Source organism: Mesorhizobium sp. M0496 (genome assembly GCF_040321205.1).
In the GTDB taxonomy this organism is placed as follows: Bacteria; Pseudomonadota; Alphaproteobacteria; order Rhizobiales; family Rhizobiaceae; genus Mesorhizobium.
In genome coordinates this window covers 20854-34275 of record NZ_JAMYRC010000005.1, presented here as the reverse complement: position 1 = coordinate 34275, position 13422 = coordinate 20854, and the positions used below count along the sequence as shown (strand labels likewise).

The 13422-nt window shown below is 62.5% G+C and carries 11 protein-coding genes; 5 read left to right on the top strand and 6 right to left on the bottom strand.

What is annotated here, in order from left to right:
- The first annotated feature begins 11 nt into the window (after positions 1–11).
- From NKI73_RS07215 to NKI73_RS07200, 4 genes are all read left to right on the top strand, one after another.
- Entirely contained in the window at positions 12–2216 is a 2205-nt protein-coding gene (locus NKI73_RS07215) for a hydantoinase B/oxoprolinase family protein (protein WP_352628178.1), read from the top strand.
- The gene (locus NKI73_RS07210; RefSeq protein ID WP_352628177.1) at positions 2213–2707 is read left to right on the top strand and encodes an acetone carboxylase subunit gamma; all 495 of its coding nucleotides are present in this window, start codon (positions 2213–2215) and stop codon (positions 2705–2707) included. The genes NKI73_RS07215 and NKI73_RS07210 overlap by 4 nt, the downstream gene beginning before the upstream one ends.
- A gap of 83 nt (positions 2708–2790) precedes the next feature.
- A complete protein-coding gene (locus NKI73_RS07205) occupies positions 2791–3618 on the top strand; it encodes an SDR family NAD(P)-dependent oxidoreductase (RefSeq protein ID WP_352628176.1) in 828 nt (275 codons plus the stop codon).
- 184 nt (positions 3619–3802) lie between these two features.
- Positions 3803–5113 (top strand): O-antigen ligase family protein, encoded by a 1311-nt coding sequence (locus NKI73_RS07200; RefSeq protein WP_352628175.1) that lies wholly within the window; start codon positions 3803–3805, stop codon positions 5111–5113.
- A gap of 222 nt (positions 5114–5335) precedes the next feature.
- On the opposite strand, the gene NKI73_RS07195 is transcribed toward NKI73_RS07200, so the two are convergent.
- Positions 5336–6601 (bottom strand): polysaccharide biosynthesis/export family protein, encoded by a 1266-nt coding sequence (locus tag NKI73_RS07195; RefSeq protein WP_352628174.1) that lies wholly within the window; start codon positions 6599–6601, stop codon positions 5336–5338.
- Positions 6602–6701: 100 nt separating this feature from the next.
- Complete coding sequence (locus tag NKI73_RS07190; RefSeq protein WP_352628173.1) at positions 6702–7379, bottom strand: sugar transferase; 678 nt, start codon at positions 7377–7379, stop codon at positions 6702–6704.
- 603 nt (positions 7380–7982) lie between these two features.
- Between NKI73_RS07190 and NKI73_RS07185 the strand changes: the two genes are divergently transcribed.
- Positions 7983–8258, top strand: coding sequence for an exopolysaccharide production repressor protein (locus tag NKI73_RS07185; protein ID WP_352628172.1), 276 nt, complete (start codon positions 7983–7985; stop codon positions 8256–8258).
- A 21-nt stretch (positions 8259–8279) separates the two neighbouring features.
- Here the strand turns inward: NKI73_RS07185 and NKI73_RS07180 are convergent, their stop codons facing one another.
- The 4 genes from NKI73_RS07180 to NKI73_RS07165 are packed head-to-tail and all read right to left on the bottom strand — an operon-like array spanning position 8280 to position 13409.
- On the bottom strand, positions 8280–10127 hold the full coding sequence (locus NKI73_RS07180; protein ID WP_352628170.1) for an ABC transporter ATP-binding protein: 1848 nt from the start codon (positions 10125–10127) through the stop codon (positions 8280–8282).
- 8 nt (positions 10128–10135) lie between these two features.
- Positions 10136–11122 carry a phosphoenolpyruvate carboxykinase (ATP) gene (locus tag NKI73_RS07175; RefSeq protein ID WP_352628169.1) on the bottom strand — a complete coding sequence of 329 codons (987 nt, stop codon included), beginning with the start codon at positions 11120–11122 and terminating at the stop codon, positions 10136–10138.
- Positions 11119–13035 (bottom strand): lasso peptide isopeptide bond-forming cyclase, encoded by a 1917-nt coding sequence (locus NKI73_RS07170; protein ID WP_352628168.1) that lies wholly within the window; start codon positions 13033–13035, stop codon positions 11119–11121. Before NKI73_RS07170 ends, NKI73_RS07175 begins: the two co-directional genes overlap by 4 nt.
- Entirely contained in the window at positions 13032–13409 is a 378-nt protein-coding gene (locus NKI73_RS07165) for a lasso peptide biosynthesis B2 protein (protein ID WP_352628166.1), read from the bottom strand. The genes NKI73_RS07170 and NKI73_RS07165 overlap by 4 nt, the downstream gene beginning before the upstream one ends.
- Between the last annotated feature and the right edge of the window lie 13 nt (positions 13410–13422).

Here is a 13422-nt window from a genome sequence, read left to right as displayed (position 1 = left end):
AAGGCACCGCCATGTTGGACAAACCTGCTTCGGCCCTGCGCCTTCGCGAAAGACTGCTCGATTCCGAGCGGCTAATGGAAGAGACCGGCTGCTATGACGGCCTCACGGAACTCACGCTGCGCAACCACGATCCGCTGAAATTCGAGACGCTGCACACCAAGCTGCGTGCCTATTGCGTCTCGGCACGCGAAATGGCGCGCCGCATTTCGGCCTCGCCCGGCGTGCGCGAGGTCGGCGAAATGGTTGTCGCCATCTACACGCCCGAGGGCGACGCCATCGCGCTCTCCAACGGGATCATGGTGCATGTCCATACGATGAGCCGCTTCATCAAATGGATGATCAAGAACAATTACGAGGAAAACCCGCGCATCCGCGAAGGCGACATCTTCGCCAACAACGATGCCTTCATCGGCACCGTGCAGGTGCCCGACGTGATGGACGTGGTGCCGATCTTCCATGAAGGTACGCTGGTCGGCTGGGCGGGTGCCGTCTGCCACGAGCTGGAAGCCGGCGGCATCACGCCCGGCGGCGACGTCTGTCTCGCGCAGGAGCGCTTCACCGAAGGCCTGTTCGTCTGCGCCGAGAAGATCGGCGAGAATGACGAGATCCGCCGCGACTACGTCATCCGCTGCGAGCGCAATCTGCGCATGCCGATCTACTGGGTGCTCGACGAGAAGGCCAAGGTCGCCTCCTGCATCGACATGCGCGAAAGCGTCAAGCAGTTGATCTCCGAGATCGGCCTCGACTACTGGATGAAGGTGTCGAAGGAGTTCATCGAGGAGGGCCGCCGCGCCCAGCTCGCCCGCACCCGCCAGCTCACCGTTCCCGGCATTTATCGCGGCCACACTTTCTACGGCCACGTCACGGCGGGAAAGCCCGGCTTCCAGCTGCTCGGCGATCCCGACTGGCTCTACAACATCCCGATCGAGATGGAGATCACATCAGACGGCAAGATCACCATGGACTTCGAAGGCACGCAGCCCTGGGGCTACCATTCGATGAACTGCACGCCGGCCGGCATGGATGGCGGCATGTTCGTCACGCTGACCCAGCACATGAATTTCGAAGGCTTGGTCAATGACGGCGCCTGGATGGCGACCGAACTGAAACTGCCGCACGGCACCTGGACCAACCCCGACAATGAGATGGTGGCCACGGCCACCTCATGGGCACTCCTGCTGCCGGCCTATGGCGTCTTCCAGCGGTTGCTGTCGCGCAGCTTCGTGGCGCGCGGCTATGTCGAGGAGGCCTTTATCGGCCAGGTCAACAGCCCGATGATCGAGATGGGTGGCGAGAGCCAGTACGGCACGCCCTTCGGCATGGCGCATTTCGAATGCGCCGCAGCCGGCTCCGGCGCGCTCGCCATCAAGGATGGTCTCGACACTGCCTATGTAGGCTGGAACCCGGAATCCGACATGGGCAACATCGAGGTCTGGGAACAGTCGATGCCGATGGTCTATATCGGCCGCTCGATCGTGCCAAACTCGGGTGGCGCCGGCAAATATCGCGGCGGCTGTTCCTTCGTCTCGACCTGGCTGATCAACAAGACGTCGCATCTGCGGCTTCATACTTCGGAGCACTCTTCCAGGGTATTCGACAATGGCGGCATGTGCGGCGGCTATCCGGCGCCGACCTGCCAGAAGCATCGCGCGGTGCGCAGCTCCAACATCCATGAACTGGCGGCAAAAGGCGAGCCGCTGGCGCATGCGCCCGGCATCGACCCGCATGTCTCGGATTACGAGCGAAACATCGGCGGCGACCATGTCGTGGTCGAGGGTCCCTATATCACCGCGCCGCACAAGGAAGGCGACATCTTCAGCCATTCCTACAATGGCGGCGGCGGTTACGGCGACGTGCTCGAGCGCGATCCAATCAAGACGGCATGGGACGTCGAGAACGGTTTTCTCACCCGCGAAGCGGCGGACCAGGTTTTCGGCATCGTGCTGAAGGACGATGAAGACGGCTATCCCGTTGCCGACATCGATGCCACGGCGAAGCGCCGTGCCGCCATGCGCAAGCAGCGCCTGGCCAAGGCGATCCCGGTAGCCGACTGGATCGCCTCAGAGCGTGGCCGTGTCGAGAAGGCCGACTTCGCCCCGGAAGTGAAGAAAATGTACGCCAGCGCGATCAAGCTGTCCTCGCGCTTCACTAGGGATTTCAGTGAGTTCTGGAACGTCGACGCCAGATCGATCTTCATGCCGGGAGCTAAGCCATGACCTCGTACAGCAAGGAAGTTATCCGCGATCTGGCAGCCGGCCAGCTGCCCTGGCCGCAAACCCGGCGCATTATGAGCGCCTACAAGGACGACGACCGCTTCTTCAAGATGGTCGCCGTCTATCAGGACCGTGTTGCCTGGAAGGATCCGATCCTGCTGCCGGTCTCGGATCACCTGTTCATCTGCCAGAGCGGCGATGAGCGGATCACTCGTTGCGAGTGCGGCCATTCCTTCGGCGACTATCGCAAGAACTGGAAGCTCAACGCTGCTATTCATGTCCGCAACACCGAGGAGGCGCTGCGTGAAATCTATCCCAACAGCGATCTTCCCGATCCCGAATGGATGGAAATCCGCGAGTTCATCTGCCCTGAGTGCGGCACGCTGCACGAGGTGGAAGCGGCCGCACCCGGCTATCCCATCGTGCATGATTTCGAACCCGACCTCGAAGGCTTTTACCGCGAATGGCTGGGCAAGCCGCTGCAGGGAACATGAATGGTTGTCGCTGCCTTCGAGTGTGATTGCCAAATCCGGCCAGGCCTGATTGCCTACCCGGAACAGAGCGGAGACCACGCGCCATGAAGAACCTTTCGGGCCGCGGGGCCATCATCACCGGTGGGTTTTCAGGCATGGGCTTTGCCATTGCGACGGCAATGGCCGAAGCCGGCGCCAATGTCGCCGTCGGCTCCTACATCGCGCCCGCCGGCGCTGACAGATCCGATGCCGCCTACTATCCCGGCGCGGACGAGATCGAGCGTGTGCGTTCAGCCCTTGCCGTCCATGGCACCAAGGTCCACGCCGCCCATCTCGACGTGCGCGACAGCGACGTCACCAACCGTTTCGCGGCGGACGCCGAAGCGGCCATCGGACCGGCCGACATTCTGGTCAACGCCGCCGGCACCACCGCCGAGCAACCGGTCTGCGGCCATTCCGACGCGTTGTGGGACAAGATCGTCGACACCAACCTGACCGGCGCCTTCCGCGTCACGCGTGCCGTGCTGCCGGGCATGATCGAGCGCGGCTGGGGCCGCATCGTCAACATCGGCTCGACGGCGGCCTCGGTCGGCTGGAAGGACAACCCTGCCTACTGTGCTTCCAAGGCCGGTCTTCTCGGCCTGACCCGCTGCGTGGCGCTGGAAGGTGCGGCGCACGGCGTCACCTGCGTCATGATCAGCCCGACCTGGGTCGAGACCGAGCTGATGCGCCGCAATGTGGCGCAGGTCGTCGAGCGTGAGGGCAAGGGGCGCACGCCAGAAGATGCGATGGCCGAAATCGCCAGGGGCAATCCGCAGCAGCGCATGCTGCAGCCGCAGGAGATCGCGGCACTGGCGGTCTTCCTGTGCTCTGATCTGGCCAAGGGCATCACCATGGAAAACATACAGATCACCGGCGGAGCACTGTGGTAGCGCCCACCCTCCGCGTTTCGCACAGGCTGTAAGACAAGGTGACCGGATTTGCCATTGAGCGCCGGGCGCGATAGGTTATATTGCACTGCACAATGGAGACGCCGTTTATTGCACGCCCATGTTTGCGAAAATTCCGGCCGGCTCATGGCTTGCCGGCCGTGGGTCGTGTCGGCGGGACTCTGAGATGAAGATACCAAAGTCCCTGCTGGTCGATCCCGAGAGGAACTCGGTCTATGGCGCCTTTGCCGTAGCCGTCTCGATCTGGGCGTTTTCCTACTCCGTCATTTTCGGCCAGGTGCTGATCCTCGCCTACTATGCGGTTTGGCTTCCGCTCATCCTGGTCGATTACCGGCGGTTCCTGCGCCAGCTGTCCAGCGCCTGGCTGCCGCTGCTGTTTGCCGCCTATGTCTGCTCCTCCGTCTTCTGGTCGCAGGCGCCCGGCGTCACGGTGAGAACGGCCATCCAGTATTTTTCCCATATAGCCTGCGCCTACGTCGCTGCGCGCACCGTCAGCGTGCGCACGTTGACGATCGGTGCCCTGATCGGGATATTCGTCGTCCTGCTCTATTCGCTGAAGGTCGCGAACTATTCCGAGGACGTTCTCGACGGCACCGTCAACTTCGTCGGCGCCTTCGCCTCCAAGAACCAGATCGGCTTTGTCGGTTCGCTCGGCATCTATTTCTGCGCCGTCTTCCTTGCCTTTTACAGGCGCGGCCGGCTGAGCTTCCTCCTGGCGGTGCCTATCGTGCTGCTGTCGGCCTATGTGTTGGTCGTCTCGCATTCGGCGACCTCGATGGCCTCGATACCGGCGGTTCTGGCGCTGGTGGCGCTTCTAGCGATGAGCAAACTTCTGTCACGCCGCTACCGCCGGGTGATTTTCCTGATCGGCGCCGGCCTGCTGGTCGTCGTTGCCTTTGTCGCCTTGAATCTCGGGCTGATGGACTTCGTCCTCGGCCTCTTCGGCAAGGATTCGACGCTCACCGGGCGGACCTATCTGTGGGAGCAGGGCTGGAATGCCGTGCAGAAATCGCCGATTCTCGGTGTTGGCTATGCCGCCTATTGGGTGCAGGGCTTCGCCGAAGCCGAGCGGCTTTGGAACGAATTCTACATCACCACCCGCACCGGCTTCCACTTTCACAATACCTATATCGAGGCTCTCGTCGAACTCGGCTTCGTCGGAGCGACACTGGTATCGCTGATCATGCTGCGCACGCTCTACGGCCATGTTTCGGCGGTGATCTTCAGGACATGGCAGGCGGATTCGGTGATCCTCTTCGGCGTGATGGTGCTGCTGCTGATCCGCTCCTTCGTCGAGGTCGAGATACTTAACCCCTACATCATGGGCTCGTTCCTGATGTATTTCAGCTTCTTCAAGCTGGCGCGGCTGCCCGTTACCCGCACGCGGCGGTCGCAGGTCCTGGAGCAGGCGGAGGCCAGGGGAGAAGCTGACTGGCCCCGGCATGCCGGCCGTCCGGCGGCCGCCGATCCGTCATGACCTATCAACTCGCGGGCTGAGGCCAGAGCACGGGAAGCCTCCGCCCGGCTTGCGTGACGCCTAATGCATGTCGCCCAAAAGTGGCTCCGGCAACGACGTGCATAAAAAACAAAGCCTAAAGCCCGTCGACTGAATCCGCTTCAACGCGCCGCGCTTTAGACAAAAAAATCTATCCCTTGCCGGGACGGATCGAAACACTGAATGATGCCGGGGTTCGCGAGCCTACTGGCTGGCCAGCGGCGCCAGTTTGACCTTGATCACGTCGCCAGGCAGCACCAGCGTCTCTTCCTTCGCGGCGATTTCGCTGGTCTTGCCGTCGACGTTGCGCACCAGCGAATAGAGGAGGGTGGGCTGCTGATCATTTGTCATAGCGGCCGTCGTCGCGGGATCGCTGGCCTGGGCTATCAGGCCTTTCTGCATATTCGCCTTCAGCGCCGCCTCGTTCAGGTCGGCTTCGGTCTGCTGCCGGTCGGTGGCGAGACTTGAACTCAAGGTGTTCTGGGCATCGATGGCGTCCTGCGTCGCCTTGCTGATCGACTGCTTGGCGGTGAGGATGGCCGTTTCGTAGTCCAGGATCTTGCCCTGCAGGTCGGCGACGGACTGCCGCGAATCCAACAGTCGGGCGTTGGCGATCAGGCCTTTCTGAGCCAGCGGGCCGATGCTGGTGAGTTGCTGCTGTGCCAGGTCGACCTGCTGCTGCTGGTTGACGATCTTCTTCTGCAGCGATTCGATCTCGGACTGCAAAACCCCTTTCAGATCGTCGAGCGCCTCGAGTTTCAGCTTCAACGCCCTTTGGTCGGACGTCAGGATCGTCATCTCGTCGGCGACGATGGCTGGCAGTCTGGGGTCGCCCTCGACCTCCTTAGGCACATCGAAACTCGTCTTGCCGGCCATATCCGCGTCGATGCGGGCGCGCTTGACGATCAGCCGAATGCGCAGGTCGTCGGAGATATCGAAATTGCCCTTGGCGGTGACCAGGTCCTTGCCGAGTTGGGGGCCATAATCGGCGCTGCGCCTGATGCCGCCGGCGACGCTGATCGCCTTCAGCACTGTCAGGTCGGGCACATAAGGAAATTGGCCGGGGTTCTGCACTTCGCCCGAAATGTAGAATGGCCGGAACTGCGCCATTTCGACAGAGGCCTCGGGCTTGTCCGATAGGGCGAGCTTACGCTGCAGCGCCTCGCTGATCGCCGCTGCGATTTCGGACGTGGTCTTGCCGGATGCCGGCAACTCGCCGGCGAACGGCACCGACAGCGTGCCCGATGGGCCGACCGTGTACTCGCCATTCACCGCCGACCAGTCACGAAAGGTGCCTTCCACGGTCTGCCATTCGGCAACGCGGATGGTGAGCTTGTCCTGCGACCCGAGGCGGTAATCGCCGGCGGCGGCGATGTGGGGGACGACGAGCGACACGGCAAGGCATGTGGCCAATAAACGCGCCCGCCGCAGGCGGCCGGAAACCGGGCCGCTGCGAAAGGCTTCGAACATATCTGTCTTCAACTGAACGTTCCGATCCGCTTTAGCCCCATCGCCCGATGAGCTTGCCGTCGAATGCTTGTCCCAGTGTCTGGTATTGGCCTCCGGCCGGTCAGTAAGAGCCGCGCGACATCCAGACGGCCGGGACGGTCTTGATGATGATGCGAACGTCCTCGAACAGCGACCAGTTCTCGACATAGTGGCGGTCGAAGGCGACGCGGCTGTCATAGGACACATCGTTGCGGCCGCTGACCTGCCACAGGCCGGTCAGGCCTGGGCGGGATTTCAGGTAATAGACGGCGGATGTGCCATAGATCTCCAGTTCGTCGCGTACAACCGGACGAGGGCCGACAAGGCTCATGTCGCCCTGCAGGATGTTGATGATCTGGGGCAGTTCATCGAGGCTGAGTTTCCTCAGCACCGCTCCGACACGGGTGACACGCGGGTCGTTCTTCAGCTTGCGGGTCGCAATCCATTCCGCATTGGCGTCCGGGTTGGTGGCGAGATAGGCTGCCAGTACCTTGTCGCCGTCCGGAACCATGGTGCGGAACTTCAGGCATGGAAAAATCCGCCCGCCGCGCCCGATTCGCCTGTGGCCGTAGAAAATCGAGCCGCCGTCGGAAAACTTGACGAGCAGCGCGATCATGACAAACAGCGGGCTGAGAGCGATCAAGCCGATCAGTGAACCGGCGATATCGAAGCTGCGTTTGAGCAGGCCGCCGATCGGCGGCGGAAAATCGATGTCAGCCTGCGAAAAGCCCGCGGTGGCCGACTTGGCAACGTCCCTCATGCCGTAAACTCCATGCGTTGAACGAATGGTTCGCGGCAAGATACCAAAAAAATGTTGCAGCGCAACACACAATTTCCCACCCCGTTGAAATAGTCGCGTCATGAATTGACTAAATAATAAGCTAGACATGCACAAATTTCGGCATATTTAGCACATTTGTGACAAGAAATGGGCATCGTCGAAAAAATACGGACATTTTTAGGGCGGTTTTTAGGCAAGCCTACCTAGTTGCCAAGGCATGGTACACATTAGTGCTTTAGCTCGCGGTGATGCTTGGACAAAACCATGTAAAATACTACTTAATATTGTCTATCTTACTGAAAAGCGCTGAAGGCCGGAGATCGGCTTAAATCCCGTTGCGTGCATTGCACCATGGCGGAGTCGATCGCAAAAACCCAATGAAAAATATTCGGAGTTGCCCTTGCCGCCTATTGCTCGCCTTAATAGAATTGCAAATTATATCTGTCAGAGTGGCGACAGGTAGAAAAGGCCGGAAGCAACCGGCCGAGAGTGGGCGACCTTTAACAAGCCCACATGACAAGGGACGGCGCTCGGGTGGGGCAATCGTTATATGTACCCGAGCCGGTTTATGGGCTGTTGGGTATGGCGCTTCCAAAATTCATCCTCGGGATGATTTTCGCTCTGGCTATCGTGGTCGGCTGGTCCTGGCTGGGCGGCGCGTCGATAGGCACAATAGTGGTGCGCGTGATCATCTGCGCCGTCGTCATTCAGGCGGGCTATTTCGTGCTCGTCTATGCCATGATCGCCAGGAGCGCGCCGACGCCGGCAGACATGGCTCGTGACGCCGAGCGAAAGCTGAATGCGCCAGAGGTCGCCGAAGGCGAGAAGCTGGGCAGCGCCAGGCGCGGCCTGCACTAGCTGGCCGGAGGCTCGCCGGCCTCACGCCACGTTGGCGGGTTGGGTCTCCGACTGTTCCCCCGACAGCATCCTCGACAACCGGCTGCCGGTTTTTTCCTTCAGCCGCTGGTATTGGCCGACCTCGACGATACGGCCGTTTTCCATCGCCACCACCCAGTCGGCGAAGGCGATCATCGACGGCCGGTGCGCAATGGTCAGGATCGTCATCGTGCCGCGCAATCCGTCGATCGACCTGGCGATCAGCGACTGGTTCTGCCAGTCGAGCGCGCTGGTGGCTTCGTCGAGAATGAGCAGCGACGGCTTGCGCAGCAGCGCGCGCGCAAGCGCGATGCGCTGGCGTTCGCCGCCAGAAAACCGCACGCCGCGGTCGCCGACCACCGTCTCGAGCTTGAGGTCCAGCCGTTCGACGAACTCGCCGGCGTGCGCCGAGCGCAGCGCGGCCCACAGATCGTCATCGCTGGCCTGCGGCGCGGCAAGGCGCAGGTTCGCCGCGATCGTGTCATGCAGCAGAAACACGTCCTGCGGCACATAGGCCACCTGATCGCGCCAGCGGCGGCGATTGCCGGCATCGATCTCGACGCCGTCGACGAGCATTTTGCCGGCGGTAGGCTCGAGCAGGCCAAGCAGCATGTCGGCGATCGTGCTCTTGCCCGATCCGGAGGGGCCGATCAGGGCGGTGACCTTGCCGGCCGGCAAGCCGAAGGTGATGCCGGCGACCACCGCCTTGGTGGGGTCGTCGCCATATCCGAAGGAAACGTCCCTGATGTTGAGCCCGGTGGCGAGTGACAGCTTGCCGCCTTCCGCAATGCCGCCGCCGTCATCCGGTTCGCGTTCGGCGTCGAACCGCGCCTGCATGCTGCGCATCGCCGTATAGGCGGGCAGGTTGATCAGCACTTGCTGGGCCTGCGTCTGCATGTCCATGAAGCGCGGCGCAATGCGCATGAAGACCAGCAGCAACACGACGATCTCGGCCAGCGACAGGTTGAAGCGGACCAGCGCCACATAGATGAACAGGCTCAAGCCCACGACGCTCGCCACCTGGAACACCGCGGTGCCGATGGTGCTGTTGCGCACATAGTCGATATTGTCGGCCTTCATCTTTTCCAGTGTCGACTGCAGTTGCGCGAAATAGCTGGCTTCGACGTTCAGGCTCTTGGCTACCTTGATGCCGGCGAGAAATTCCGAGACCGTCCGGTACTGATCCTGGCGATTGGCGGTCAGCACCCGGCCAAAGGCGGTGGCCCGCGTCCGGAAGGGCTGCAGCGCCACGAACATCAGGATGCCGATGATGACGGCAAACAGCGTCATGACCGGCGAGATGAACACGGAGATCATGAGATAGCCGGCCAGAAGTACCGCGATCTGCACCAGCATCAACAGCGAGAAAGCAGCCCCCTGGACGCGGTCGATGTCGCCGGTCAGGGCGTGGTCGAGATCGGAGCTGCGCATGCGCGTGAAAACGCCCCAGCGCGCCTTGCCGATGCTCTCGAACAGGTTCAGTCGAACGCGGTTGATGAAATCGAACAGAAGTTTGGCCATGTAGACCGACTTGAAGCGGTTGAACGCGGCCTGCACAGCAACAAGCCCGACCAGCGCGCAAAGCACTGTCGTCAGCTGCAGTGTTCCGTCCGGCACCAGCCAGTGCACGAAATCATTGTTCGGCAGCCTGACCGCGAAATCCTGGTCGGGGCGTCCGACCAGATGCAGCAGCGGGATCAACAGCAGGATGGAGATGCCCTCGGTCAGGCTGCCCAGGATGAGGAAGAGAAGCGCCGTCCAGGTTCGCCGCCCGCCGATCTGGGCAATGACGGCGCCGAATGCGGCAATTTCTCGAAACAGCGACAGGCGAAGGATTGAGGACTTCGACATGATCGCGCTCACGGCCGCCGACTGCCGGCCGCCAGATCCCTTTCGATCAGGTCCACGGCTTCGCCGATCCTGCCGAGACCCGTCGGAACTTCCAGCCGGCACACGCCGATATGGTTAGCAATCGCTGAACATTGACGCAGATGCACCGCCGCGAAATCGCTGGGCAGCGCCGCGCGGCCAAAACGCGTCACATAGGAGAATTTGATGATGGCCGGCAGAGCGGCGATAGCGGGCAAGGGCGTGATGTCAGCTTTTTCGCCGCGCTCGAGAATATAGATCCTGGTTGCCCGCACCTTGTCGCCGGAGAAGCCGCCGTTCAGGCGATGCTGCATCTTGTCGATCGCCGGATGCACTTGTGGGCGCACTTCCGCTTCCCCGAGAGAGATCGCCGCCGCCGCGTCGGCCGCCAGCTTGATCTGCGGGAAACCCGGAACGATCATCGGCTCACTCGGATTGGCGAGGTCGAGCGCTACTACGTCATCGGTAAGCAATTGGTGTCCGGCCCGGATCATCGCGCTCGCCGTCGTCGACTTGCCGGCACCCTTGTCGCCCATGAAGATGGCACTCGTGCCGGCGGCGGCAATGGCGCTGGCATGCAGGACGAGCAGGCCGCGCCGGTGCAAGAGCAGCGCCATGACCGGGCCGAGCAGCGGAAACGCGATCAGCGTGTCGTCGACGCCGGGTGCCGGTTCTATGTCGATGCGGCAGTCATCGCTGATCAGGAACGCACCGACAGCATGCCAGGTCAGATATTGCCGGTGCGGCTCGAAGCGGAAGTCGGTCGCGGCCTCCGGCGAGGGCTTTGGCATGTCGATGGCGCCGACGGCAATCACGACATCCGCCGCTCCCGGCGGCGCCGGCTCCAGCTCCGGCAACGTCACCTCGGATGCGATGGTCATGCCATAAGCCCGGTAGAAGCGGCGTTCTCGTACAGTCCGGCCATGCGGATGGGGGTGACCGTTGTATGCGGTGAGCGGCTCGTTGCGCGGCGTCATGCGTGGCTCCCGCTGTGCTGGAGCTGCCGCAGCCACAGCGACAGCGAGGCCGAGCGCCAGACATACTGGACATCCAGGGGCGCTGCCTGATCGGGCCGGCGCAGCAGGCGCGCATAGGCAGCACTCACCTGTGGCAGGTTGACGTAGGGCGCAATGCGGCCCGCATCCGAGACCAGCAGCTGTTCCAGGAGGTCGCGGTGGTTGCGCAGCATGCCGTTGACGAGATTGGCGGTGAAATCGATCTTGTCGCGCCGCCATTGCACCGCCGCCGGCAGGACGCCTTGCATGGCGCGGCGCAGCACATAACGGCCAAAGCCGTGGCTCAGCTTCGCCTCGCCCGGCAGCGCAAGGCAGAACTCGACCAGCGGCTTGTCCCAGAAGGGGTAGCGCGGCTCGACGCCGAAATTGGCCGCGGCCTTGTCGAGAACCTCGAAAGCATGCGGGACATAGCCGTTTGACAGGATCCAGCGATGGCTGAGCGCGTCGCTGGCCTGGATGCCGGGCGGCATATATCCGGCCCGGTGGAACCGGTCGACAAGCTCGGTTCGCCTGGCCAGGTCCGGATTGATCAGGTCGCGCCAGCCGCGCGGCATCTGCACCGTCTTGCGGATCCTGTTCAGGGCACGGTTCGCCAGATATCTCAGCCTGGCGATGCGCCAGGCCGGCCCGTAGAGGGCCAGGAACTGGAAATACAGGCCAAGCGTGCTGTCGCCATAAGTGTTGGAGGCGCTGCGGACCTCGCGCCACAAATCCATCCATCTGCCGGCATTGGCAAGCTCATGCAGATGGCCGTGGCCTTGTGAAACGACCTCGTCGCCGCCATGGCCGTCCAGCAGCACCTTGATGCCCTTGGCGCCGGCAGTCCGATAGATACCGCGTGTCAGCGTCAGGCCCGGCGCCAGGAACGTTCCTTGCTGTTCTTCCAGCACGCGTTCAAATTCGGCGAATGGCGCATAGTTGCCGACCGGGATCAGCGTCGCGTCGACCTGCTGCTGGTCGAGAACGGCGTCGATGAAGGGCCGCTCGTCCATCGGCGAACCCTTGTCGAAGATCAGCGAGAAGGTCGGCAGCTTCGGCTTGCCCGCGGCGGCATTCTGCAGGCCGGCGACACAGGCGATCGACGAGGAATCGAGGCCGCCGCTCAGCATCGCGCCGACCGCGGAAGTTCCCCGCATGCGGTTGCGCACCGATTGCGAGAACAGGTGGGCGAACTCCTCGGCTGCGTCGGACCGCAAGGGCCGCACCGACGGTTCGATCTGCCAGTATCGGCGCAGCACCACTTGTTGCGCGGTGACGGTGAGACTGTGGCGGGCCGGCAGGCTGAAAATATCGCTGTAGGGAGTAGACTGCGGGTCGTCGGGAAGCCCGGCCAGAAATCCGGAAATCTGATGCTCGCTGACGCGCGCACCGACGCCATCGACACCAAGGATCGGCCCGATCTCGGAGGCAAAGCAAAAACGCTGGTCCGCCGCGTGGTAGTAGAACGGTTTGACGCCGAAATGATCGCGGGCGCAAAACAACGATTGCCGCTCGCCGTCCCAGATGGCGAAGGCGAAATCGCCTTGCAGATGCTCCGTGCAGGCTTCGCCCCAGCGCAGATAGGCCCGCATCAGCACGATCGCGTCGGCGACCGACTGGTCGCGGATGCCGAGCCTGGCCAGCAGCTCGTCGCGGTTGTCCAGCCGGCAATCGGCGGTGATGGCGAGCCTGCCGCCGGCCATCGTCCGCGGACCCGGACCGGCTTCATCTGACGTATTGAGCCAGGCGTGGCCAAGCGCGATGCTGGCGTCCAGCCACCACGAACTGCCGTCAGGGCCACGATGGCGCATGCGCGCCAGCATCTGCTGGATGTCACCCGCCGCGACCGCCGGTGCGAGCCTCTGTCGCAGTAAGATTCCGGCGACGCCGCTCATCGGCTGCCGTGATCAACGAGATAGGCGAAACCGTCGATCGATCCGCCAAGCACGATATGGTTGTCGCTGACCAGCCAGGCATGCGCCTTCAACTGCTTGCCCGTGCCACGTTCGATGCCGATGCGTATTTTAGAGGCATTGCCCTGGCGGGCGAGGATGTACTGGCCCGAAAGTGCCTGGGTCAGGCACGTGGCGTAAGGGACGAAACGGGCTGCGGCGGCAACGCCCCAGGCGACACGCCGCAACTCGCCCATTGAAGCGCACTGACGTGCGTCGAGCCGCGTCACCAGGCTGCGAACATGGTTATAGGACAGCAGCGTCAGCCCAAGCCGAACCGCCGCGACCACCAGCAGGCAGTGGCTAAGAAAGATCATTTCCGAGCCGCTC